At 58.3% G+C, this 23,858-nt stretch carries 27 protein-coding genes; 13 read left to right on the top strand and 14 right to left on the bottom strand.

The annotated features are described in order from the left end of the window. The first annotated feature begins 42 nt into the window (after positions 1 to 42). Positions 43 to 687: a leucyl/phenylalanyl-tRNA--protein transferase gene (aat, locus tag BM152_RS03085; RefSeq protein WP_066606402.1), complete on the top strand. Its 645-nt coding sequence runs from the start codon at positions 43 to 45 to the stop codon at positions 685 to 687. Here aat and BM152_RS19670 read toward each other — a convergent pair. The 11 genes from BM152_RS19670 to BM152_RS03030 all read right to left on the bottom strand — a co-directional run bounded on the left by BM152_RS19670 (position 651) and on the right by BM152_RS03030 (position 10,592). Then, positions 651 to 1,193, bottom strand: coding sequence for a DUF2155 domain-containing protein (locus tag BM152_RS19670; RefSeq protein WP_331711571.1), 543 nt, complete (start codon positions 1,191 to 1,193; stop codon positions 651 to 653). The two genes, aat and BM152_RS19670, sit on opposite strands and share 37 nt — an antisense overlap. Next, on the bottom strand, positions 1,190 to 1,657 hold the full coding sequence (gene mlaD, locus BM152_RS03075) for an outer membrane lipid asymmetry maintenance protein MlaD (protein WP_066606399.1): 468 nt from the start codon (positions 1,655 to 1,657) through the stop codon (positions 1,190 to 1,192). The genes BM152_RS19670 and mlaD overlap by 4 nt, the downstream gene beginning before the upstream one ends. Before the next feature lie 124 nt (positions 1,658 to 1,781). Next, a complete protein-coding gene (locus tag BM152_RS03070) occupies positions 1,782 to 2,165 on the bottom strand; it encodes an NADH:ubiquinone oxidoreductase subunit NDUFA12 (RefSeq protein ID WP_066606396.1) in 384 nt (127 codons plus the stop codon). 170 nt (positions 2,166 to 2,335) lie between these two features. Then, positions 2,336 to 3,604 carry an ATP-dependent Clp protease ATP-binding subunit ClpX gene (clpX, locus tag BM152_RS03065; protein ID WP_066606393.1) on the bottom strand — a complete coding sequence of 423 codons (1,269 nt, stop codon included), beginning with the start codon at positions 3,602 to 3,604 and terminating at the stop codon, positions 2,336 to 2,338. A 202-nt stretch (positions 3,605 to 3,806) separates the two neighbouring features. Beyond that, complete coding sequence (locus BM152_RS03060; RefSeq protein WP_066606390.1) at positions 3,807 to 4,430, bottom strand: ATP-dependent Clp protease proteolytic subunit; 624 nt, start codon at positions 4,428 to 4,430, stop codon at positions 3,807 to 3,809. A 285-nt stretch (positions 4,431 to 4,715) separates the two neighbouring features. Then, positions 4,716 to 5,807, bottom strand: coding sequence for a DUF1513 domain-containing protein (locus BM152_RS03055; RefSeq protein WP_066606387.1), 1,092 nt, complete (start codon positions 5,805 to 5,807; stop codon positions 4,716 to 4,718). A gap of 48 nt (positions 5,808 to 5,855) precedes the next feature. Further along, positions 5,856 to 6,869: an imelysin family protein gene (locus BM152_RS03050; RefSeq protein ID WP_066606375.1), complete on the bottom strand. Its 1,014-nt coding sequence runs from the start codon at positions 6,867 to 6,869 to the stop codon at positions 5,856 to 5,858. 8 nt (positions 6,870 to 6,877) lie between these two features. Then, a complete protein-coding gene (locus tag BM152_RS03045) occupies positions 6,878 to 8,395 on the bottom strand; it encodes a di-heme oxidoreductase family protein (RefSeq protein WP_066606373.1) in 1,518 nt (505 codons plus the stop codon). A 43-nt stretch (positions 8,396 to 8,438) separates the two neighbouring features. Then, a complete protein-coding gene (gene bfr, locus BM152_RS03040) occupies positions 8,439 to 8,924 on the bottom strand; it encodes a bacterioferritin (RefSeq protein WP_066606371.1) in 486 nt (161 codons plus the stop codon). Positions 8,925 to 8,928: 4 nt separating this feature from the next. Further along, on the bottom strand, positions 8,929 to 9,171 hold the full coding sequence (locus tag BM152_RS03035) for a (2Fe-2S)-binding protein (RefSeq protein ID WP_066606369.1): 243 nt from the start codon (positions 9,169 to 9,171) through the stop codon (positions 8,929 to 8,931). Positions 9,172 to 9,338: 167 nt separating this feature from the next. Continuing rightward, entirely contained in the window at positions 9,339 to 10,592 is a 1,254-nt protein-coding gene (locus tag BM152_RS03030; RefSeq protein WP_066606367.1) for an imelysin family protein, read from the bottom strand. A 494-nt stretch (positions 10,593 to 11,086) separates the two neighbouring features. Between BM152_RS03030 and BM152_RS03025 the strand changes: the two genes are divergently transcribed. Then, entirely contained in the window at positions 11,087 to 11,758 is a 672-nt protein-coding gene (locus BM152_RS03025; RefSeq protein ID WP_066606365.1) for a L,D-transpeptidase, read from the top strand. A 234-nt stretch (positions 11,759 to 11,992) separates the two neighbouring features. Here BM152_RS03025 and BM152_RS03020 read toward each other — a convergent pair whose 3' ends face one another. Both BM152_RS03020 and BM152_RS03015 read right to left on the bottom strand, forming a co-directional pair. Further along, the gene (locus BM152_RS03020; protein WP_231730559.1) at positions 11,993 to 12,289 is read right to left on the bottom strand and encodes a hypothetical protein; all 297 of its coding nucleotides are present in this window, start codon (positions 12,287 to 12,289) and stop codon (positions 11,993 to 11,995) included. 118 nt (positions 12,290 to 12,407) lie between these two features. Further along, on the bottom strand, positions 12,408 to 13,361 hold the full coding sequence (locus BM152_RS03015; RefSeq protein ID WP_066606353.1) for a 2-hydroxyacid dehydrogenase: 954 nt from the start codon (positions 13,359 to 13,361) through the stop codon (positions 12,408 to 12,410). A 334-nt stretch (positions 13,362 to 13,695) separates the two neighbouring features. Between BM152_RS03015 and BM152_RS19180 the strand changes: the two genes are divergently transcribed. Further along, positions 13,696 to 13,860: a hypothetical protein gene (locus tag BM152_RS19180; RefSeq protein ID WP_170125644.1), complete on the top strand. Its 165-nt coding sequence runs from the start codon at positions 13,696 to 13,698 to the stop codon at positions 13,858 to 13,860. Positions 13,861 to 13,863: 3 nt separating this feature from the next. After that, positions 13,864 to 14,493 carry a ParA family protein gene (locus BM152_RS03010; RefSeq protein ID WP_066606347.1) on the top strand — a complete coding sequence of 210 codons (630 nt, stop codon included), beginning with the start codon at positions 13,864 to 13,866 and terminating at the stop codon, positions 14,491 to 14,493. 121 nt (positions 14,494 to 14,614) lie between these two features. On the opposite strand, the gene BM152_RS03005 is transcribed toward BM152_RS03010, so the two are convergent. Next, positions 14,615 to 15,010 carry a RidA family protein gene (locus BM152_RS03005; protein ID WP_066606521.1) on the bottom strand — a complete coding sequence of 132 codons (396 nt, stop codon included), beginning with the start codon at positions 15,008 to 15,010 and terminating at the stop codon, positions 14,615 to 14,617. Positions 15,011 to 15,273: 263 nt separating this feature from the next. Between BM152_RS03005 and BM152_RS03000 the strand changes: the two genes are divergently transcribed. From BM152_RS03000 to BM152_RS02960, 9 genes are all read left to right on the top strand, one after another. Further along, positions 15,274 to 16,269 (top strand): ABC transporter substrate-binding protein, encoded by a 996-nt coding sequence (locus BM152_RS03000; protein WP_066606344.1) that lies wholly within the window; start codon positions 15,274 to 15,276, stop codon positions 16,267 to 16,269. Positions 16,270 to 16,365: 96 nt separating this feature from the next. Further along, on the top strand, positions 16,366 to 17,145 hold the full coding sequence (locus BM152_RS02995) for an ABC transporter ATP-binding protein (RefSeq protein ID WP_082715425.1): 780 nt from the start codon (positions 16,366 to 16,368) through the stop codon (positions 17,143 to 17,145). Further along, entirely contained in the window at positions 17,142 to 17,996 is an 855-nt protein-coding gene (locus BM152_RS02990; protein WP_066606337.1) for an ABC transporter permease, read from the top strand. The genes BM152_RS02995 and BM152_RS02990 overlap by 4 nt, the downstream gene beginning before the upstream one ends. Before the next feature lie 8 nt (positions 17,997 to 18,004). Beyond that, positions 18,005 to 19,303, top strand: coding sequence for a cytosine deaminase (locus BM152_RS02985; RefSeq protein ID WP_066606336.1), 1,299 nt, complete (start codon positions 18,005 to 18,007; stop codon positions 19,301 to 19,303). Beyond that, positions 19,300 to 20,718, top strand: a complete 1,419-nt coding sequence (locus BM152_RS02980; RefSeq protein WP_066606335.1) for an FAD-binding oxidoreductase — start codon at positions 19,300 to 19,302, stop codon at positions 20,716 to 20,718. The genes BM152_RS02985 and BM152_RS02980 overlap by 4 nt, the downstream gene beginning before the upstream one ends. Continuing rightward, positions 20,715 to 21,314 carry an NAD(P)H-dependent oxidoreductase gene (locus tag BM152_RS02975; RefSeq protein WP_066606333.1) on the top strand — a complete coding sequence of 200 codons (600 nt, stop codon included), beginning with the start codon at positions 20,715 to 20,717 and terminating at the stop codon, positions 21,312 to 21,314. The genes BM152_RS02980 and BM152_RS02975 overlap by 4 nt, the downstream gene beginning before the upstream one ends. A 37-nt stretch (positions 21,315 to 21,351) precedes the next feature. After that, positions 21,352 to 21,972, top strand: coding sequence for an NAD(P)H-dependent oxidoreductase (locus tag BM152_RS02970; protein WP_066606325.1), 621 nt, complete (start codon positions 21,352 to 21,354; stop codon positions 21,970 to 21,972). Position 21,973: 1 nt separating this feature from the next. Beyond that, positions 21,974 to 22,900, top strand: coding sequence for an isopenicillin N synthase family dioxygenase (locus tag BM152_RS02965; protein WP_066606322.1), 927 nt, complete (start codon positions 21,974 to 21,976; stop codon positions 22,898 to 22,900). Next, complete coding sequence (locus BM152_RS02960; RefSeq protein WP_066606315.1) at positions 22,897 to 23,685, top strand: creatininase family protein; 789 nt, start codon at positions 22,897 to 22,899, stop codon at positions 23,683 to 23,685. The genes BM152_RS02965 and BM152_RS02960 overlap by 4 nt, the downstream gene beginning before the upstream one ends. Positions 23,686 to 23,858: the final 173 nt, after the last annotated feature.

Below are 23,858 nucleotides of genomic sequence, written 5' to 3'. Positions count from 1 at the left end.
CGCGGCCTTTTCATTTGCCGAAAGCCGCGTCACATTCTCCCTATGAACCATGTCGAACTGTCCCCCGAACTAATCCTGCAAGCCTATGCCAACGGCGTCTTTCCCATGGCGGAAAGTCGCGAGGATGAAAGCCTGTTCTGGGTCGATCCGCGCGAAAGAGGCATCATCCCGCTGGACGGGTTCCACATCTCACGCTCGCTCGCCCGCCTGATCCGCCAAGAGCGCTACCGCGTGACTTTCGATCAGGATTTTTCCGGCGTCATGGAGGGCTGCGCCGACCGTGAAGAGACATGGATCAATGCCACGATCTTCGACCTCTACGGGCAATTGTTCGAAATGGGCTTCGGGCACTCCGTTGAAATCTGGGACGGCCCGCGCCTTGTCGGAGGCTCCTACGGGCTTGCCTTGGGCACGGCATACTTCGGGGAAAGCATGTTTTCACGGGTGCCAAACGCGTCCAAACTTGCTCTCGCCTATCTGGTCACCCATCTCAGACGCACGGGGTTCACACTGTTTGACACGCAGTTCCTGACCGAACATCTCGCCAGTCTCGGCGGCATTGAAATTTCGCGTGCGCAATATCGCAGCCTTTTGCATGAAGCTTTGCAGCACAACGCGGATTTCAACGCCGTTTCAGAGCCACTCACGCCTCAAGACGTGCTGCAACTCAAAGGCCAGATGTCGTAGCGCTGATGATCCATCGCGTTCAAAGCGGGGCTAGAGGCCACCATCCAGCCTGAGAACACCGGAGCATCCTCGCCCTGCGCACGCACTACGAGATAGGCATAGGCATCACCCGACGGGTTGTTTTCAGGATAACGGCAATCGCCAAGAAACACTTCAATACGGCCAAACGCCTGCGTCTCTCCGGTCTCAAGTGTCAAATCCGCGACTTCACCCGTCAACTTGTCCAACGCGCGCACGGTGGCACCGGCGGCAGAGACAACTTTCTCCTGCAACTCCGTCGTGATGTCTTTCAACTCTTGCTGGAAGCCGCCATTGGGCAGGTCCTGCAAGTCCTCAAGCGACAGCCCGCCAGCCCCGAAACCGCCAATATCGGCATCCTCATCCAGCGGGGTGATGATGATTTCGTCGAGGCCGGTTTCCAGATCGTCATCAAAGCCGCCCTCTTGCGCCCAAGCGGGGGCAACCAGCAGCAAGGACAGCGATGCGGCGCGCAACAACGGAATCACTGTGCCGCCCCCGCGTCATCACCGCTGCCAGTGACGAATTTGAGAAGGAGGTTAATCAGGCTGACCGAACCTTGCGTGTCCGCGATCACCTGACCATCCTCGAAATTGAACATGGAGCCGCCAGGGACCAGTTCGACAAAATTGCCGCCCAGAAGCCCTTCGGACGCGATCAGTGCCGCCGTATCATCCGGCAGAACAACATCGCTATCGAGGGTGAGCTTGGCTTCAGCGCGGAATGTTTCGCGGTTCAGGTCGAGGTCCGTGACCGTGCCAACCTTGACCCCCGCCAGCCGCACATCGGTGCCGATGGAAATCCCCTCGGCGGAGCGGAAAGAGGCGGTAAGTTGGTAATGCTCGGAAGCACCGGACCCAAGCCCGGTGAGCTGGCCTGCATAAAGCAGGAAGCCCACAGCAAGGGCGATCACGCCTGCACCTACCGCAACTTCTGTCGGATTTTCTGCCATTTAAGCCTTCCAGAATGGACTTGAACAACATCGCAAGCAAGAGCCCGCAAGACATTGACGGGTTATCGACACTCCCGAAACCTTGCCGCCCACATATCTGCGCGACGGGTTGGTCGAAGTCGGGTTACTCGGGCTGCCACGCCTCATAGTCGCGGCGTTCGACCGGATGTACGCGGCGAATCGAACCGGCGGGCGCATAGGCGGCCACTGTGCCGGTCAGGTTCTCGACATGCTCTTTTTCCCAGGTCTTGTGCTCAAGCGCCTCATGACCGGGGTGATTGTCGAACGTATGATGCAGCCAACCGTGCCAATCGGGGCTGACGCGGGTCGCCTCAACGTCACCGTTATAGATGACCCAGCGGCGACTGTCGTCTTTGTTGCGATAGAACACATTGCCCTGTGCATCTTCGCCAACCTTGATGCCTTTGCGCCATGTGAAAAGCTGTGTCCCGATGGTTTGACCGTCCCACCAGATCAGCGCGCGTAGCGCCGTGTTCAAAATTCCCATGACCTTGTCACCTTTCGAATTTCGCTCGGTTCTTTCTATGAACCATCCGCGCGCGGAGGTCCAGAGGGCAGCGGCCGCAGAGGATGCGTTTTCCGCCCTACAGAGCGAAAAAGCAAAACCCCGCCGACAGGATTTGCGGCGGGGTGTTGGCTAGTTTTATTCCGCAAGGATCAAGACGCTGTCTTTTCCTTGGCCTCATCCTCGGCAAAGATCATCAAAGGTTTGGCATCCGAAGTCACCGCCTCTTCATTGACCACCACCTCGGAGACATTCTCCATCCCCGGCAGTTCGAACATCGTATCCAGAAGGATATCTTCGAGGATCGAACGCAGGCCACGCGCGCCGGTTTTGCGTTCGATGGCACGTTTTGCGATAGCCGACAGTGCCTCTTCGGTAAAGGACAGCTGAGCATCTTCGAGTTCAAACAAACGCTGATACTGTTTCACCAAGGCGTTTTTCGGCTGCGTCAGAATGGTGACAAGCGCGTCTTCGTCGAGGTCTTCCAGCGTTGCAAGAACAGGCAAGCGGCCAACAAACTCGGGAATCAGGCCGAATTTCAGTAGATCTTCCGGTTCGAGTTCCTGGAACAATTCCCCCACGCCGCGATCATCATCGTTTTTGACATCCGCGCCAAAGCCCATGGCAGAGCCTTTGTTACGCTGCGCAATGATCCGGTCGAGACCGGCGAAAGCGCCACCACAGATAAACAGGATGTTCGTGGTATCCACTTGCAGGAATTCCTGCTGCGGATGCTTGCGCCCGCCTTGTGGCGGCACGGAGGCCACGGTGCCCTCCATGATTTTGAGAAGCGCCTGCTGCACCCCTTCGCCCGATACATCGCGAGTGATCGACGGGTTGTCGGATTTGCGGGTGATCTTGTCGACCTCGTCGATATAGACGATGCCGCGCTGTGCGCGTTCGACGTTATATTCGGAGGCCTGAAGCAGTTTCAGGATGATGTTTTCCACATCCTCGCCCACATAGCCCGCTTCCGTCAAAGTGGTGGCGTCGGCCATGGTGAACGGCACGTCAAGAATACGTGCAAGCGTCTGTGCCAAAAGCGTTTTCCCGCAACCGGTCGGACCGATCAGCAGGATGTTCGACTTCGCAAGCTCGATATCCCCCGCGCCTTTGGCAGCATGGTTGAGACGCTTGTAATGGTTGTGAACAGCCACCGAGAGCACACGCTTCGCGGTTGCCTGACCAATGACATAGTCGTCAAGAACCTGACAAATCTCTTTCGGCGACGGCACACCTTCGGAGGATTTCAGACCGGAGGTCTTCGTTTCCTCACGGATGATATCCATGCACAGCTCGACGCATTCGTCACAGATGAACACGGTCGGGCCCGCAATCAGTTTGCGCACCTCGTGTTGGCTCTTGCCGCAGAACGAGCAGTAAAGCGTGTTTTTGCTGTCACCACTGGACGAATTGCTCATCACATTCCCCTGAACCCCAGACGGGCTCTCTTGTGTTGTGCTTCAACCGACAGGGCCGGCCAAAAGGCGATATTTGACAGAGTGTAGGACAGCCGATTTTCGGGCACAATGGCAAAATCCCATTGACTGAACACCCGATCATGAGGCTGCCCTGCCTCAAGAATGAAACGGCACACCGACCATAGCCGGTGCGCCAAGTGTCTTACTCTTCGAGCGGCGCGCGATTTTCGACGATTTCGTCAATCAAACCAAACTCTTTCGCATCTTCCGGCGACATGAAATTGTCACGCTCAAGCGCATCGACCACGGTCTCGATGCTCTGGCCCGTGTGTTTGACATAGATCTGGTTCAGGCGATCCTTAAGCTTTTGTGTCTCTTGCGCATGGATCATGATATCGGTCGCCTGCCCCTGATAGCCGCCAGAAGGCTGGTGCACCATGACGCGGGAATTGGGCAGCGAGAAACGCATCCCTTTTTCGCCAGCCGTCAGAAGCAAAGAGCCCATAGAGGCCGCCTGCCCCATCACGAGTGTCGACACTTTCGGGCGGATATATTGCATCGTGTCATAGATCGACAGACCGGAGGTCACGACGCCGCCCGGGCTGTTGATATACATCGCGATTTCTTTTTTCGGGTTCTCGGCCTCAAGGAACAGAAGCTGGGCACAGATCAGCGAGGACATGCCGTCATGAACCGGACCGTTGAGGAAAATGATGCGTTCTTTCAAAAGACGCGAGAAAATATCGTAAGCGCGTTCACCACGGCTCGTCTGCTCGACCACCATGGGAACGAGTGTGTTCATGTAGGTATCAATCGGATCTTTCATCGGGCCCTGCCTGTTGCTTCATCTGATGTGTTAGCGCGGAAGTGTTACTCAAGTCTTAGTAGCGGACTTGGGGACCTGCAAGAGCACCCGATGTCTGTCGCGGCTTTCCTCCGGTCATTTGCGGGGGCACGTTATTTGATCAGGCATACAGGAAAAACAAATTTCAGTTTAATATCAAATAATTACACCATTCAAAAGGTAACCGACCACCGTTCACAAAAACGGCAACATGAGGGGTGTTGCCGCTTTGCCTCAAATTTGGAGAAAATTTTTGATAAATGTGATTCACCCGACCAGAGCAGGCAAGGCCACAAGGTGATTGTCCCATGCCAGCCCCGGAACCGCGTTCAATGGTAACATGTTCTCCTTGAGTGCCAGTAGCGCGCCGAATCCGTCAGAGCCAAGATACCCGTCCTCACGCGGCGCCAGGCCACAGATGTCACCACGCAGCACCGCACCGAGAAAGGTGCCATCCGGCGCGAAACGGTGCAGGCGTCCGCCCCGTGGCGAGGTGATCCCCACCTCCGTGCCATCGCCCGAAAAGGAAATCGAGCCGGCATAGCCCTTCATCGCATATTGCTCGCCCATATCCGCCTGCGGCAACATCACCTCTTCACCGCGTCGGTGCAGACCGATCAGCGGGACAAGCTCCATCTCGTCGCCTTCCCATTGCATCGCGAAAGCCACCTGATCGTCGGGGCCAATGGACAGATGCCGGATCGAGTTCTGATGCAGTTCCGGTGCGAGGACATGCTTTTCTTCCAGCGCGAAACTCGGGGAAAGGTAAACCAGCGAAGGCTCCATATCGTCGATATTGAGCTTTTGCCGCCCCTCACCGATATCGGGATGGGTGAAGATACCGCCATTGGCGACCACCAACGTCCCGTCCGACAGCGGGCGCACATCATGCGGACCGATGCCGTGGGTCGCCACCTCGCCCACACGGGTGTAGCCTTTGGCGCGATCCCAGATACCCAGAACCCCTTTTTTCTCGGCGTAATTGTTCTCCGGCGTGACCAGCAAAGCCCCGTCATTCACGAACAGCCCATGCCCCATGAAATGCCGCCCTTCCGGCGCATCAAGCCGGTGGGTGATCTTGCCTGTGGCGCAATTTACCACCACAGCAAAGGTGCCCGGACGGCGGGCGAAGGCCACGGCCTCAGGCTTGGTCGGATGCGCCGCAGCGGCATGACCCCGCGCAGGCAGAGGCGCGCGGAACAGGATTTGTGCATCATGATCCAGACCGTAGAGCGCATAATCGCCATTGGTGTCCTTGGCCGCGCCCAAAAAGGCCGGAGACCCCGCATCGGCCCAGCTCAGGCGTGGAACAAAAGCGGCAGCCAAGGCGGCTTTAATGAATGTACGACGTGTACTCATAACGGAGTTTCCCAGTGTTTTTGCTTTTATTGCGGAAAAGAGAGACGGTCAGTCACCGTCAGAGGCGTTGAAACCTGCGGAGACGCCCAAGGGGGCGCCCACCTCATTGGCCAGATGTCCGAGAATCGTGTCAATGTTCTGGCCGATGATCTCGATCTTGAGGCGACCCATCGGGTCTTCGGCACCTTCAAATGCGGGATCATCAAGCTCTTCGGTCAGAGCAATCGTCTTGGCAAAGGCGGCCTCGGCCAAGGGCATCTCGCCAGGTGCAAGTTTGCGTGCCAGATCGCGGGCGGCTTCGAGTTGGAGCATGACATTGCGCGCGGACCGTTCAGAGCGGCGGGCTTCCGCACGGGTGGGGCGCGGGCGCTCGAACGTGCCGATGGGGCGACCGATGCGCTGCAACTTTGTGTTTTCCAAAGACGACGTGAGCATGGTGTAGAGCGCCTGCACGCTTTCCGTCTCGCTCAGATAAAGCGGCTGGGCGGCGTCTCCGGCTTTCAAAAGCGTGTCGGCAAACCCGTCCGGCATGGTCCATTCCTGATCAATCTCATGCGCCATCCGGCCCAAGTCATGCGCAATGGCCTGCACCAGATGGCAGGCATAGCTGCCGTCCTCATAGCCATCGAACTGCGCATCATAGAGCATGTATTCCAGCGCAAAGAGCCCCCGCACCGCGATAGAGGCGGTGGCGAATTCGGCGGGGTCTTCAATGATCGGGTCCTCATCGGCAATATAGCTGGCCAATGTGCGCGGGGTCATACCTTTTTTATCCGGCCAGAAAGCAATGGCGAGGATACGCCCGTTGGCCTCGACCGGCCCCATGTGCAAATGCTGCAACCCCATCCACGCATCAAAGGCCGCGTGATAGGCGGGCTTCACCGCCTCGGGCAGACAGTTCTGCGCCGCCACATCGGCCAGTGCCGCGGCCTCGGCATCAAAGGTTTTGACCGCCGGTATCGTGTGGTCGTTCACAGCCCGCCTCAGCGCCTCATGAAGCGGATCGGCCGCTAGCGGTGTTGCACAGGAGAGCGAGAGACAAAGAGCAGTGAGCTTGCGCATGGGGTCCTCTAAAGGCTTTCGAGAAAACGGATCAGTGCAGCGCGGTCCTCGGGCAGCATTCGGGTGACGGCGTCGCGGGCATCTTGTGCCTCGCCGCCGTGCCAGAGCACTGCCTCCAGAAGCGAGCGCGCACGCCCGTCATGGAGATAGGTCGTAGGCCGAGAAACACGCGAGGTCAAACCGATCCCCCAGAGCGGCGCGGTGCGCCATTCCCGACCTGTTGCACGATGTTCGGGACGATGATCGGCCAGCCCCTCGCCCATGTCATGCAACAGAAGGTCGGTATAGGGCCAGATCAACTGGAACGAACGCGGCGCGTTTTTGTCACCGGTCAGCCGCGCCGTGACGTGTTTGGGCGTGTGACAGGCGCTACATCCGGCCTCGAAAAACATCTCCTTACCGCGCAGCACTTGCGGGTCGGACAGGTCTCTGCGGGCCGGAACCGCAAGATTTCCTGCATAAAACGTCAAAAGATCCATGCCGATCTGATCAATCTCCGCCCCGCGCACATCATCTGCGCCGTGAGGCGCGGCGAGACACGCGACCTGCTCCGCCGTGCAGTCACCGGAGGGCGCGGTAAAGAGCTGAGAGGAAATACCGATGTCGGAATGGAATGCGGCGGCGGACTGTTCCTCCACCGTCGGCTCGCCCGCTTTCCAGCCGAAACGCCCCAACATGGGCTGTTCAAAATGCCGTGACCACACGATATTCGGACGGCCAGAGATGCCATCCCCATCCGCATCATCAGGATCGGCTAGCGCCAGAATGTCCTCTGAGGGAATCGCTTCCAGAAGCCCCAGCCCGATCATCGGGTTGGCCACACGTGGCGAGAGTTGCAGCGTCTCTGGCAAAGGGCCATAGGCCGGCGCGGAAATCGAGTAGACCGGTTTGCGCAAATTGACGACCTCGCCCTCGCTGAGCATCACGGGCTGCTCTTCGTAGTCAATCTCCATCCGCCCCTCGGGCGCAAAGCCCACGAGCGCCAGATCCTGAAGCTGTCCGCCATAGCCCGGCACGGGGCGCGTGCGCGGCGTGGCGGCCTCCCCGTCGATCTGCGCAAGATAGGCTTCCAGTTCCGTGAGCGGCGCATCCTCTGCGGGCACCGAGAGGCGCAAGAACATGGAAGTCCGCGCATCCTCCGGCCCCTCCGGCGGATGGCCGCGCCCGTCATTGACGTGGCAGCGCTGACAGGAACGCGCGTTATACAGCGGCCCCAGCCCGTCGGAGGCCTTTGTCGAAGAGGGCGACGACACCCAGAGCTTGGCAAAGAGCGCATTGCCAAGTTCAAAATCGAGTTTCGTTTCGAAGGGCAAGGTTGACGGCGGCTGGCTGAAAACCGTCTCGTCGCCCGTATCCGCCACGGTTCCGGCACCGCCCTGATTGGCCTCGAACACCTCCGGCTGGGTGAAATCGGCAGTGGGCGCGATGACCTTGGCAATGCGTGCGCGTTCGGTCTGCGTGCGCGGCACAGCAGACAGATGCGGGTCGGAGATCAGGAGAGGATCAGCACAAACGCCCTGCCCCATGATCGCCGCGAGGCTCAGGGACAGGGTGAGACTTAGAACGGAGTTATTCCGCTTCGTCCATCGGGGCCGCGTTAAGCAGCGCGTAGCCTTGCTCGCCAAGACGGCTGTAGAGATCGAGCTGGGTTTCGAGAAAATCAACATGGCCTTCCTCGTCGGCGATCAGCTCTTCAAAAAGCGATTTCGACACATGGTCGCCAACAGATTCACAATAGCTGCGCGCCTCTTTGTAAAGCGTGAGCGCGTCAAGCTCTCCGGCGAGATCCGCCTCAAGCGTTTCTTTCGGGGTTTCACCGATCCTGAGCGGATCGAGTTTTTGCAGATTCGGGTGACCTTCGAGAAAGATGATCCGGTCGATCAGCTTGTCGGCGTGGTTCATCTCTTCGATGCTTTCCTCGCGCGACTTCTTGGCCATTTTTGCCAGACCCCAATCGGCCTGAAGTCTGAAATGCAGCCAGTATTGCGATACGGCCGTGAGTTCGGAGCGGAGCGCTGCGTTCAGGTATTTGATGACCTTTGCGTCGCCTTTCATGGGGTTATCCCTTTCGTCTGATGCGATGATCCTTCAGCCCACGCAATTCGGCAGGCACTTTGAGGTTATCATTTTGGCGCATAGAAGAAAGGAAAAGCGACATGCACCCGCCGCAATCAGGCGTCTTGCCCAATGCGCGGTAAACTTTTCCCGGTGTGATAATGGTCTGCGGGTCCGACGCACGCATCCAGTCAATCGCGGCATGGATGTCGCGGTCGGTGATGGCATTGCAGGAACAGACAATCATGGGGCACTCCGGTCATTCGGAACCAAGACAGAGCAAGGCGGGACAAGCCCTTGATTTGAAAGCAGCTTGGCGGAGGGCATGAAGCGCCGACAGGTTCCGCCCTTCTCTATGCAAACCACCTGCACAGGCAGGCGACGGGCCGGAAACCTCCGGCCCGTCTTTGTCTTTTATTCAAACACTGCGTCGGGATTGTCCAAGCTGTCGGAGCCTTCGACTTCGATATCAGCTTCGGTCAACACGCTGACAGCGCGTTCGATCTCACGTGTCTGCGCAACCAGCGCATCCACCGCAGACATGATCAACTCTTCACCGGCTTCATTGCCGCGTGCGAGCATCTGGTCATAAGAGAAACCCGCTTCGGCTGCGGCTTTGATCTCGGCCAGTTCCGCCACGGATTTGTCGAGAGCGGAGCCCAGTTCAGCGGCCAGATCGGCGTCTTTCTCGGCCAGCAGGTCAGCAAGGCTTTCGCCTTTCACCTGAGTGCCGTCCACGCGGGTGTATTTGCCGAAATAGACATTGTGCACGCCCATGCCGTCATAGAAATGGGAGTTGTGAGTATTGTCGGAGAAGCAATCATGCTCTTCTTCCGGATCGTTGAGCATAAGGCCAAGCTTCATGCGCTCGCCCGCCTGCTCACCGTAAGACAGCGAGCCCATGCCGGTCAGCATCGCGGTGATGCCCGCCGCCGGATCATCTACAACCGCCGCACGCGCAGCGCCGCCTTCGGCCCATTGCTCGGTGATCCACTCCAGATCGGACACCAGAAGGTCTGTTGCGGCCAGAAGATACTCGGCACGACGTTCACAATTTCCGCCGGTGCAATCATCGCCAGTCAGGTAATCGGTGTAGGGACGTTCGCCAGCGCCATGCTCGGTGCCGTGAAGGTCTTGGCCCCAGAGCAGGAATTCGATGGCGTGATAGCCGGTGGCCACGTTGGCTTCGACCTCGTCTGCCTCGTGCAGCGTGTCGGCCAGTAGCTCCGGCGTGATTTCGGAGGCATCAACCGTTTCGCCCGACAGCTCGAAGGTCGGATTGGCAATAACGTTGAGCGCGGCAAGCGGGTTTTCGTCGGTGGCGCCACCATAGGAGCCGTCCACATAGTCGATCAGACCCTCGTCGAGCGGCCAGGCGTTCACCTTGCCTTCCCAGTCATCGACGATGGCATTGCCGAAACGATACACTTCGGTTTGCTGATACGGAACGCGGGATTCGATCCATGCGGTTTTGGCCGCGGCCAGTGTCGCTTCAGACGGTGCCGCAACAAAGGCCTCGATCGCCGCATCCAGTTCTTTCGCCTTGATCAAGCTGTCTTCATAACCGGCATGGGCAATATCGGCATAGGTGGTCACAACTTCGGCTTCACCTGCAAAAGCAGCGGCCGGAAGAGTGGCGGCAATCACGGCCGTCATCATACGTTTCATCTGGTCTGGTCCCTTTGTCTCATTGCCCCCGACGCTGAATAAAAGCGCGGGGATTCCTGAATGCGCACTCTTGTGTCACGCTCTCCCGCAATATCTGACTTCTTTGGTAGGACAAGTCAATCCTGATTGTTTCAATAGGAATAAGCCAATCAGAAACGCGGCCTCACACCTCCAGTAATCTTACGGGTGACCAAGGCACGGAAAGCGCTTCAAACAACCCATATTATTTTATCAAAATCAATGCCTTACGAAACAAACTTCAACAGAAATTCACCGCATAGACGCAACCAACACCAAACGCAGCGCTAACATTTCAAAGCCGGCACATGTAAATCACATCCAAAAACACACGCGTGCCCCTCGTGCAGCAAGACCACACAGAATCGTGACCCGACAGGGAATGACTTGCGTTTTTACGGGTTTAGCCTAGGTATGTGACTCAAAAGGCTGCCGCCAAAACTACGCACACTCTGCTCAGTCGTAAGGATTCCACCATGTTAACCCGTCGCCATTTCATTCAGACGTCCACCGCTTTATTCTCCGCCACGGCCCTCGGAACCGTTGCCGGCACCCCTGCGCTGGCCGCATCCAAAAGCGACTGGGAACGCTGGGACGCGCAAGTGACACCTGCGGGGTTCGATCTTGAAACCTCGAACCCTTGGGGGCTGCACAAACGCTTCCTCCCGCGCCGCGTCGAGGCCAAGGACGGGCTGCGCCCCGGTGACATCCATGTGGATGCCGTTGCCCGCTACCTCTACCTCGTGGAAGAAGGCGGCACGGCCATGCGCTACGGTGTCGCCATCGGGCGGGACGGGCTATACGAGCCCGGCACTTACACGATCCGGCGCAAGGCGAAATGGCCGACATGGACGCCTACTCCCGCGATGATCAAACGCGAACCGGAAGTCTATGAACAATATGCTGACGGGATGGATCCGGGCCCGCGCAATGCGCTGGGATCGCGTGCACTCTACCTCTATGTCGGCAATCGCGACACCTATCTGCGCATCCACGGCACGCCCTATCCGCGCTCCATCGGGACGCGGGCGAGCTCCGGTTGTGTGCGGATGGTCATGGCCCATGTCATCGACCTGTATGACCGCGTGGATACCGGTGTGACAGCGCATCTCTATCCTGCAGAAAGCTATGTGACCGCGCTGAGCTAAGGCTCTACGTGATCCCTCGAAAGCATAGGGTTGGGCGCAAAGCGCCCACTCTCGATCTGCGCGGGTTTGATATGTCTCTTTAATGAGACTTGATGTGCAGTCTCTATGCATAATCTGCGCTTTGTGGCGCACAGCATCCGCCTTTCGCAACAGATCCGTTATCCAAGTCCATCGCGAAAGGTTTGTTCCAAGCGGATCAGCCCTTCCTCCTTAGAGAGAGCCGAACAAACCGCGTCACATCGCGGTTTCAAGCGTTTCCGGCGCCACGGTGCAGATCGGACGCCCGTCCTTCGCCCGCAGCGGCAGCAGCGTGTTCTCGACCGGCCCGTCATGGCGATACCAGTAGCACCCGTCTTCGGCACTGATCTGCACAGCAGAGAGGTTCTGGTTCGGCGCAGCAATTGCCGCGAGGCCCTCCGGCACTTCCTTGAGATAGCCTTCGTCAGTCAACGGAGCCTCACAGCCCGCAAGAGCCAAAGCGCCCCCAAGCAGCAGCACATATTTCATCGACGTGTATCCTTTCACGCTCATTCTTTTATCCCGCCAGTTAAAGCCCTTTGATGCCCCGACGAAACAGGTTTTGTCCAAAACCGCCATGCAAAGCGGCGGGTGTGGGCCTTTTGCCATGCCCGCCTTTCCTGCAAAGCGCTCAGTTCACAGGTGTCAGCAGAGCTTCACCGGCAAAATAGGCCGTCAGGTTCGCACATTGCAGCAGCGACATATCACGGCGGGTCTCGACAGTTGCAGAGGCCTGATGCGGTTGCAGCAAGACATTGGGTAAGGCGATCAGGCGCGGGTCCACATGCGGCTCGTTGTAGAAGACATCAAGCCCTGCCCCCGCGATCACCCCTGTCTCAAGCGCCTCAATCAGAGCCTCTTCGTCGATACAGGTGCCACGCGCAATGTTGATCACAACGCCACGCGGGCCAAGCGCTTTGATGGCTTCTTTCGAGACATAGCCTTTGGTGTGTTCGCCACCGACAACGGCCACAACCAGCCACTCGACCGCATCAGCCATCGCGACCACATCTTCGCCGTGATAGACCCAGCCCTCCGGTGTCTCCTTTTCGGACCGCGATGTGTAATGCACTTCCATGCCAAAACCGGCACAGCGGTCCGCTATGGCGCGACCGATCCGGCCCATGCCTGCGATCCCGACCGGCGCACCGGACATCTTGCGATTGAGCGGCATGGACTCGCCCGTATCCCATGTCCCGTCGCGCACCCAAGCATCGCCTTTGATGATCTCGCGACACCAGCCCAGCATCATCGCCAACGCCAGATCGGCCACATCCTCGTTGAGCACATCCGGCGTATTTGTCACGCGAATGCCGCGCTCGGTCGCCGCAGCCACGTCGATGGCATCATAGCCCACACCGAATTGAGCAATCACTTCGAGGTTCGGGAAAAGGTCCATCTGCGCCCCGTCGATAGGTTTGTGACCCTTGTTAGCTATCGCCGTGATGCCTGCGCGCAGGTCTTCCGGCAGCGCCGCGCGCTCTTCGGGCGTTCCTGCCAGCACGCTCGGAGCAACGGCTTCAACCCGTGCCAGTTCGTCCGGCGTGAAAAACGGGGCGGAGATGAGGAGCTTTGGATGAGACATGGTTGTCCTTTGTGCTGAAAATAACCGGTTTCCCACTTGGTAGGGCAAAGCCTGCGCTGTGAAAAGCCTCCGCGTTGAAAGCAGCAGTAAACTTTGCGCAATAGCGTCCACGATGCGGCAAGTTTGCAAAACTATGATCTATGTCATTTGAAAGCCTTGGGAAAACAGGCATCAACCTGTTATCATTCAAAACACGGACTCCACGCACAGCCTCGCTATGTTTGATTTTCCAACGCCTCGCCCCTCGGGCAGCCCCGCACGAAAAGCGCCTCTGCATCACTTGACCCTCACTACACAATGTATATACAAAGTATAGGCAAAACAGGACAGAACGATGGCGCCGAAAAATAAAAAAGACAGCACGCTGATCATTCGCCTGCCAAAAGCGGACAGAGATGCCTTTGTCGCGCTTTGCGAAGACATGGACACGTCTGCTTCGCGCGAATTGCGAGACCATATTCGCAAATTCCTCAAGAAAAACGCCAAGAAAGGATCGTGACCCGTGAAAACGCTTCTCGTCGCCAATAGCAAAGGTGGCTCCGGCAAGACGATGACAGCGATCACTCTGGCCGCCGCTCTGAAAGCAGCCGGTCGCAAGGTCGCACTGGCGGACGCTGATCCGCAGCAATCCGCACGGATGTGGGGCAAGCGCCGCTCGGCCTATGCCGCACATATTCCGGTGCTCAACTGGTCTGGTGAGGTGCGGCCTTCTGTGCCGAAAAAGACCGAATGGCTGGTGATCGACAGCGGTGCGGGGCTTGAGGCCGACGAGGCCAAGCCCTTTCTCAAAGAGGCCGATTTCATGGTCACGCCGGTGATGCCCTCAATGTTCGACGAACTCGCGGTCAAAGGCTTTTTGAAGACCCTGCGCGATCTCAAACGCATCCGCAAAGACAAGGTGGAGATTCTCCCCATCGGCTCGCGCATTGACCCCCGCCGCAAGGACGGACGGTTGCTCAAGGAGTTTCTGGAGGCCAACGGGCAGGAGATCGTCACGATGATTTCCGAACGTGCAGCCTATGTCGATCTGGCGCGTGAAGGGCTATCAATCTTTGATAAGACGCAGGCCAAATATGCGCCGATGAAAGAGCAGTGGAAACCTGTGCTCAAACGGCTTGGTGTCAAACTCTGAGCCAATCCTGTGCGCTGCCCCGATCAGCCGACAAGCACCGGATCAGGCGGAGGTAAACCCAAAGGGCGAAAACTTCACCTCGGGGATATGCTGAAAAACCGTGCAACCATAGTGCCCCTGATCATGCGGGGGCGACAGCGGTGACTTCCACCTCGACCTTGAACTCTTCGCGGGTGAACCCCGTGACAATCAGGAGCGTCGAGGCGGGTTTGACCTCCACCCCGGCCAGCCACGCATCGCGCACCGCCATATAGGTCGGGAAATCTTCGCGCGCGGTCACAAAGCCGCTCACCCGCACCACCGCCTCACGCCCCACACCGGCCTCTTTCAAAATCGCGTCTATATTGGCAAAGCACTGTTCGGCCTGTGCTTTGACACCTTCAGGCGTGCTGCCATCCGGCGCCAGCCCCAACTGACCCGAGGTCACAATCACCCGCCCCGCAGGCGCAGAGGCGATACCATGATTGTAAGCTCCGAAAGGCGCGGCGATAGCTGTGGGGGACAAAGGCGTGTGCATAAGATGCTCCGAGGTTGTGATGATCCGGGATTCGCCGGAACGGCTGCCTCGTGATGCCATTTCGCTGAGTTGAGTGCTGCAATTGTGTACAATTTTGCATCCTAAATAACCACCACTTGCCCACAGTTTAACCGCACAGCCAGAATTTCGCCTACAAATCAGGCAATTCACGTTTATGCACAGGAACCCGCCCCGCCCCGACTGCTATCCGCACACGGCGTTGGCTAACGTGATCTGCGGAATTTCACCCACGGAGAATTTACATGACTTTGAATCGCGTCCTCGCGGGGCTTGCCCTTGCCGCGACCACATCGACCGCAGCGCTGGCTGCGGACCTTACGCCGGTCACTTTCGGCACCAACTGGCTCGCTCAGGCCGAGCACGGCGGCTACTATCAGGCCGTGGCCGATGGCACCTATGCCGCATGTGGCCTTGACGTCACGATCCAGCCCGGTGGCCCGCAGGTGAACAACCGCGCGCTGTTGCTGGCCGACAAGATCCAGTTCCACATGGGTGGCGATCTTTTGCAGGCATTCAACGCCGCCAAAGAAGGCATCCCCGTTGTGGCCGTGGCCGCCACATTCCAGAAACACCCGCAGGTGATCATTGCCCACCCGGGCAAGGCCGAGAGCTTTGAAGACCTCAAGGACCTTACGCTTCTGATCGGGGACAACGGCTTTGCCTCCTATTACCAGTGGATGATCGCGGATTACGGTTTCACCGCCGAGCAACGCCAGCCCTACACATTCAACCCTGCACCTTTCCTCGCAAATGAAGATTTCGCGATGCAGGGCTTTCTATCCTCCGAGCCGTATGTGATCGAGACCGAAGGCGGGTTCACGCCGGATGTGTTCCTGATCGCGGATGCGGGATATTCGACCTATGCGACCACGATCGAGACCATGCAAAAGACAATCGACGAAAGCCCTGAAGTGGTGAAATGTTTCGTCGATGGCTCTGCAATCGGCTGGTATAACTATCTCTACAACGACAACTCTGCGGCCAACGAGATGATCATGACGGACAACCCCGACATGACACCGGACAAGCTCGACTTCGCCGTTGAAAAGATGAAATCCGAAGGGATCGTCGACAGTGGTGATGCGCTTGAACTGGGCATCGGGGCGATGAGCGATGAGAAGATCGCGGATTTCTACAAAAAGATGGTCGACGCCGGTGTGATCGAGGACGGGCTGGATTACTCCGCAGCCTATACGCTCGAATTCACCAACGAGAAAGTCGGCATGGACCTGAAATAAATCCGGTCTCATGAAACTGTCGCGGGGGCGAGACCTTGCCCCCGCATCCCCCGAATTCGAAAGACGCACATGACCCTCCCCACCTCCATCCCGCCTATGGGCCAACGTGAAAAACTGTTGGAGATGTCCTCTGTCGACAAGGTCTTCAACGGCAATGTCGTGGCCCTCAAGGATATGAACCTGACCGTAAACCAAGGCGATTTCATTTCGCTTCTGGGCCCGTCGGGCTGTGGCAAATCCACGGCATTGCGGTTGATCTCCGGCCTCATGCGCCCGACATCAGGACATATCAACTGGGAAGGCGGGCAGGACACGGGCGATCTGGGTGTCGTGTTTCAGGAACCGACCCTGATGCCCTGGGCCACGGTGGAACAGAATGTCTGGCTGCCGTTCCGTCTGCGTGGCAAATCCCTTGCCGATGTGCGCGACGAAATCATCTGGGCGCTCAAGATGGTCGGGCTGGAGAAATTCCAGAAAAGCTATCCGCGCGAACTGTCCGGCGGCATGAAGATGCGGGTCTCGATTGCACGCGCTCTGGTGACGGAGCCGCGGTTGATCCTGATGGACGAACCTTTTGCCGCGCTGGACGAGATCACGCGCCACAAGCTCAACAACGACCTTCTGGAACTGCGTGACAAGCTGAAATGCACGGTGATCTTTGTGACCCACTCGGTCTTTGAAAGCGTCTTTCTGTCGGACCGGATCGTGGTCATGGCGGCCCGTCCGGGGCGCGTGTCCTCGGAAGTGACCGTCGATGCGCCCTACCCGCGCACCGAAGAATTCCGCACCTCGGCAAACTATGCCGATCTGTGCCGCAAAGCCTCCGACGCGCTTCATGGCGCGATGAATGAACATGGGGAAAGGGCCTCGGCATGAGCAGCACTGATATGAACACAGCTCCGCTCGTTGATGAAGAAGAGCTGCGCTACGCCCGCGCCCAGAAACGCGAGAAGATCGCCAAATGGGTTCTGCCCGTCGTGGTGATCTCGTTTGCGATTTTCATGTGGGACCGCGTCGTGGTCTGGAATGAAATCCCGCATTACATCCTGCCCGGTCCGGGGCTTGTGATCGAAACACTCATCAAGGACTGGGCGATGCTGTCCTCCGCGCTGGTTGTGACGCTCAAGATCACGCTGGCCGCGCTTGCGGTGGCCGTCATTGGCGGTGTGGGGCTTGCAATCCTGTTCACCCAGTCGCGCTATTTCGAGATGTCATTCTACCCGTTCGCTGTGATTTTGCAGGTGACGCCGGTGGTCTCCATCGCGCCTTTGATCTTTATCTATGTGGACAACCGGCTGGCGGGGCTATTGCTCTGTGCGTGGATCGTGGCCTTCTTCCCGATCCTCTCGAACACCACGCTAGGGCTCAACTCCACCGATCACAACCTGCGCGATCTCTATAAAATCTACGGTGCGACGCGCTGGCAACGGCTGCGCTACCTGCAACTGCCCACGGCGCTGCCCTATTTTCTGGGCGGTCTTCGTATTGCCGGAGGCCTGTCGCTGATCGGGGCCGTGGTGGCCGAATATGTCGCCGGCACCGGTGGCATCGGATCAGGGCTTGCATTCCGCATCTTGGAGGCCGGATACCGTCTCAACATTCCACGCATGTTCGCCGCCCTTCTCCTGATTGCGGCCACAGGCGTCGTGATCTTCACCGCAGCGTCTCTTCTGAGCCATCTCTTGCTGCACAAATGGCACGAAAGTGCGATCAAACGGGAGTCATAAGGACTTATATGAGCTTTTGCGTTCTGCCCAGCGGCGCGAAGACACTTCAAAATGTCACGGTCCCGGCCTGCCTTATCGGTCAGCCCGGCGACCTCATCACCACCGATCTCACGATCAAAAACGGCACGATTGTACAAACGGACGCTGGTGCTTCAGCCGAAACTGCAATCTCCACGCCAAAGATCGACATGAAAGGCGCTATGGTGTTTCCGGCCTTCGTCGATATGCACACGCATCTCGACAAGGGCCACATCTGGCCCCGTGCGGCAAACCCGGACGGCTCCTTTATGGGGGCGCTGGAAACCGTGCGCGCCGATCATGCCAACTGGTCAGCCGAGGATGTGAAAGCGCGGATGGATTTTGCCCTGCGCTGCGCCTATGCCCACGGCACCAAGGCGATCCGCACCCATATCGACAGTCTCGATGATCTCGCGGGGTCCTCCTTTGGCGTCATCAAGGAGATGCAGGAGAAATGGGCCGGAAAGATTGAGATTCAGGCCTCCTGTCTAGTCGCCATCGACCGGATTTTCCGTGAGGAAGGCGACTTTGCCGCGATTGCCAAAATTGTGGCCGAGGCCGGACAGGTGCTTGGTGCCGTGACTTATCCGGTGCCGGACCTGAAAGAGCGGCTTCTGGATTTCTTCCACTTCGCCATGACCTATGATCTCGATGTCGATTTCCATGTGGACGAAACCGATGATCCGACCTCAGACACCTTGCGCACCATTGCCGAGACCGTGCTGGAACTTGGCTTCAAGAACACCGTCACCGTGGGCCATTGCTGTTCGATCTCGGTCATGCCCGAAGAGACCGCAGACGAGATCATCACACTGGTCGCCAAGGCCGGTCTCAATGTCGTCTCCTTGCCCATGTGCAATATGTATCTGCAAGACCGCTACAAGGGCCGCACACCGCGCTGGCGCGGGGTCACAATGGCGCATGAATTGCAGGCGGCGGGCGTGAATGTCTCTTTCGCCTCCGACAATGCCCGCGACCCGTTCTACGCCTATGGCGATCTCGACATGATCGAAGTGATGCGCGAAGCCACGCGGATTTGTCACCTCGACCACACGGATGTGCCTTGGGTGCAGGCCTTTCTCGCCAATCCGGCGCGGGCCTGCGGCTTTGACACACCGACACTGACCGATGGCGCGCCTGCCGATCTGGTCATCTGCAACGCACGCGGCTGGAGCGAGCTGTTCGCCCGTCCGCAATCCGACAGGGTGGTGCTTCGGGACGGAGATCCCATCGACCGCACCCTGCCCTCCTATAGTGAACTTGATGAAATCGTGAGCATGAAATCATGAAACCCAATGTCGCCGCCGCCAAGGCCGAACTCTCCCATCTAGAGATCGACGAAAACCCCGCCACCGTGCGCAACAAATCGCGGGACTTCTTTTGGTATTCGCCGGTTCTGAAAGCCGAGATGGACCATCTGGAAGCCGATTTCGTGGTCAATCCCAAATCCGAGGCCGAGGTCATCGAGGTTCTCAAGACCTGCTACAAGCATGACGTGCCGGTGACATGTCGCGGGGGCGGCACAGGCAACTACGGTCAGGCCATCCCGCTTGCGGGCGGCTGCGTCATGCATCTCACCGGCATGAACAAGATCAAGGAAATCGGCGCGGGCTATGTCGTCGCCGAACCCGGCATCATCATCAAAGAGATGGATGCCGAACTCAAAGAGAAGAGCGGGCAGGAATTGCGCATGTTCCCCTCGACCTATTCGCAAGCCTCACTGGGCGGTTTCATCGCGGGCGGCTCCGGCGGGATCGGATCGGCCAATTGGGGTGCGCTGCGTGATCTGGGCAATATCGACCGGCTGCGCGTGATCACGATGGAAGCCGAACCTCGCGCGCTCGAATTCACCGGCGAGGAATTGCACCGCGTCTCCCATGCCTATGGCACCAACGGCATCATCACCGAGATCGAAATGCCGCTGGCCCCCGCCTATGAATGGGTCGAGATGTTCGTGCGTTTCGACACCTTCCGAAAGGCGACGGAATTTGCCGGACAACTGACCGCAGAGCCGGGCATCCTGATCAAGCTGGCCTCGGTCTACGCCGCCCCGATCGCGCATAAATATTTCCAGCGCGTGAAGAAATATGTGACGGATCAGGACCACCTCTGCGGCGTCATGGTGGCACCGCAATCCATGGCCGCCTTCCAGACGCTGCTCAACCGCTACGAAGGCGGCGAAGTGATCTACCGTTCGGACAATCTCGAATGGGACCGCCACCCCGGTCCGGTCTATGAATACGGCTGGAACCACACCACGTTGCGGGCGCTGAAGTTCCAAAAAGACCTGACCTATCTTCAGGTCCGTTACGGCGATGACATCGAAAAGATCATGACCGCCTACGAGACCTTCAAGGACGATCTCTACATGCATCTCGAAGTCATGCGCGAAGGCGCGGGGATTTCCTTTGCCGGTCTGCCGATTGTCTTCCCGAAGGACAAATCCGAACTGGACGATCTGGTCGCCAAACACGAGGTGATGGACTGCATGATCTTCAACCCGCACCGATACACGCTGGAAGAAGGCGGACGGCAATCGACCGACAAGCGCCAACTTGACTTCAAACGAGAAGCCGATCCGAAGGGCCTGCTCAACCCCGGCAAAATGATCTCTTGGGACGAGCCGGATTTCGACTATGCAGATATGTATAGCTACGTCAAAATCCTGCCGAAACCGGCGCCGGAAAGCGAAGGTGCGCAATGAGTTCTGCCTCGCCTAAGGGCCGCGTGCTTGTGCTCTACGCCCATCCCTGCCCCGAAAGCTTCAACGCGGCTGTGCATGAGGTGGTCGTGGAGACTCTCGCCAAATCCGGTTGGGAGGTTGATGATTGCGATCTCAACCGCGAAGGGTTCTTTCCGGTGCTCACCGAGATCGAGCGCAGAGGCTATCACGACGAGCCGGAGAATATCGAACCCGTGCGCCCCTATGTGGAGCGCATTCAGGCCGCCGATGCCATTGTGATGGTGTTTCCGGTGTGGAATTTCGGCTATCCGGCAATCCTCAAGGGGTTTCTGGACCGCGTCTTCCTGCCGGGCGTGTCGTTCAAACTCATCGACGGCAAGGTGCGCCCCGGCCTGACCAACATCAAAAAGCTCTACGCCTGCGCCACCTATGGCGGCACCCGCTGGCGCGCGATCCAAAATGCCGATCCGCCACGCAAATGTGTTACGCGGGCGGTCTGGTATGCCTGCGGAATGCCGAAGAAGAAATACATCGCCTGCTATGACATGAACCGGAACACGGAGCCGAAGCTCAAAGCCCATCTGGAACGCGTGCGCCGCGAAATGGAGGCCATGTGATGCCTGTTCCCCTGTTCTGCATGGAGGGCGCTCTGTCATGAAACGCGCGCTCATCCTCTATTGCCACCCGCGCGAGACCTCGTTCAACCACGCCATCAAGGAGCTTGTAATTGCGCGGCTTGAAAAAGCCGGTGTCGACTACCGCCTGCGCGACCTCTACGCCGAAGGTTTCGATCCAGTGCTCTCGGCCCATGACCACGAGATTTACGAAACCGTGCCCGACAACCGCGCTCTTGTGGAGCGGGACTGTCAGGACATCGAATGGTGCGACAGCCTGATTTTCGTCTATCCGACATGGTGGTATGGCTTGCCCGCGATGCTCAAAGGCTGGCTGGACCGCACGATGGTTCCCGGCGTGTCCTTCATCATGCCCGAAGAGGTCGGCGGCGACATCAAACCGGGTCTGACCCACATCACAAAGCTTGGCGTTTTCACCACCTGCGGGGCATCCCGCTGGCTCACCTTTTTTGTCGGCGCACCGGGCAAGCGGACCTTGCTGCGCGGGCTGCGGGTGATCCTCGCCAAACGCTGCAAAACCGCCTTTGCCGCGCATTTCCTCATGGACAGTTCCACAGCGCAAAGCCGCGCCAGACATCTGGAGCGGGTGCAAAAGCGGCTCGACAAGCTCATTGCCGCTCCCTCACCCAAGGAAGGTTGAGATGGATATTCCCGTGCTTGACTGGCAACGCTTTGCCTCCGGTTCCGATGTGGCAGGTTTCGTCAAAGACCTCGGCGCGGCCTGTCGCGACACCGGTTTTTTCCTCGTCAAAGGCCACGGTATTCCAGAGACCTTGATCCATGATGTCTTTGCCAAGGGTGACGCGTTCTTTGCCCGCCCGCAGGCGGAAAAAGCCGCGCTCGATATTCGGGGCAACCCGCACAATCGCGGCTGGGCCTGTCAGGGCTCCGAAGCTCTGGATGAAACCTCCGGCCAGATGGACCGCAAGGAGGCGTTCAACGTCGGTTTCGACCTGCCCGCCGATGATCCGCGCGTTCTGAAGGGCGAACCCTTTCGCGGCGTCAATATCTGGCCCGAGATCGACGGGTTTCGCGACACCATGCTCCGCTATTATGACGCGGCTCTGGCGCTCGGCATCGGGCTACACCGCGCTTTCGAGATGGATCTGGACCTGCCGGAGGGCTATTTCGCGCCGCATTTTTCCGAACCTATGGCAACCCTGCGCGTGCTGTCCTATCCGGCGGCCCCGGATGGTGAGGGCATCGGCGCGGGCGCGCATACGGATTACGGCTCTGTCACCCTGCTGATGACCGACGGCGTCGGCGGGTTACAAGTCAAACCCAGAGGCGGCGACTGGATCAATGTGCCCCATGTAAAAGGTGCCTATGTGGTCAATATCGGGGACTGCCTGATGCGCTGGTCCAATGACATTTACGTTTCAACCTCGCATCGGGTCCTGCCACCGAAAACCGCGCGCCGCTCGATCGCCTTTTTCCTCGACCCGAACCCCGACAGCGTCATCACCGCACTGCCGGGCACAGGAGAGGCCAAATACCCCGCCATCACGGGGGCCGACTATCTGCGGTCGCGACTGGATGCGACCTATACACCGAAGGAAATTCAATGAGACGTTTTGATTGGGCAGAATTCCGCACCACGGAATTTGCCGGTTTCGACCCCGAGAAAACCATCGTGATCCTGCCCACGGCCGCCGTGGAACAACACGGGCCGCATCTGCCGGTCGGGGTGGACCAATATATCAACGAGGGCATGCTCGCGCAGCTGCGCGCCACCTGCCCCGATGATGTGAACATCCTGATCCTGCCGGTGCAATCCGTGGGCAAGTCCAACGAACATATCCACGCCAAGGGCACGCTGACCTATACGGCCAAAACGGCGCTCGACGCATGGACCGAGATCGGGCTCTCGGTCGCGCGTGCGGGTCTCAAGAAAATGGTGATCGTCAATTCCCACGGCGGAAATTTAGACTTGATCTCCATTCTGGGCCGCGAATTGCGGGTGCAGGCGGGCATGATGGTCGTCAAATGCCAATGGGGCAATTTCGGCAAGCCCGAAGGCATGTATTCCGAACAGGAAAACCGCTTCGGTATCCACGGCGGCGATTTCGAAACCTCGCTCATGCTGCATTTCAAACCGCATCTGGTGGATATGTCCAAGGCCGAGGATTTCCGCTCCACCGCAGAAACCGCGCCGATCTCGCCCATCGGGCCGGTCAATCTGGCGTGGGTGTCCAAAGACCTCAACCCCAAGGGCACCGTCGGCGAAGCGCATCTGGCCACCGCCGAAAAAGGCGCCGCCACCTGTGCCCATCAGGTCGCGGGCTTCATCGAAATGCTCAAAAAATTCCGCGACCTTCCCGTCGAAGGCTACGAACGCACGATCCCCGACTGAACGGGCATAAAAGACATAGATCAAAGGGGCTGGCCAATGGCGGCCAGCCCCTTACTCTTAATTGGTCAGTCGTCACCGAAACCGCTTATGTCTGCAAAGGCATGTCGATGTCCGGTTTGACGGTCGTTCAGAGGGAACGAAGGGTGCATTCGCTTCAGCTAAGTCAAAGGCTG

Origin of the sequence: Celeribacter halophilus, assembly GCF_900114135.1 — a bacterium.
Classification (GTDB): Bacteria; Pseudomonadota; Alphaproteobacteria; order Rhodobacterales; family Rhodobacteraceae; genus Celeribacter; species Celeribacter halophilus.
Note: the sequence above shows the minus strand (reverse complement) of the source record. Positions and strands in the feature narration are given on the sequence as shown.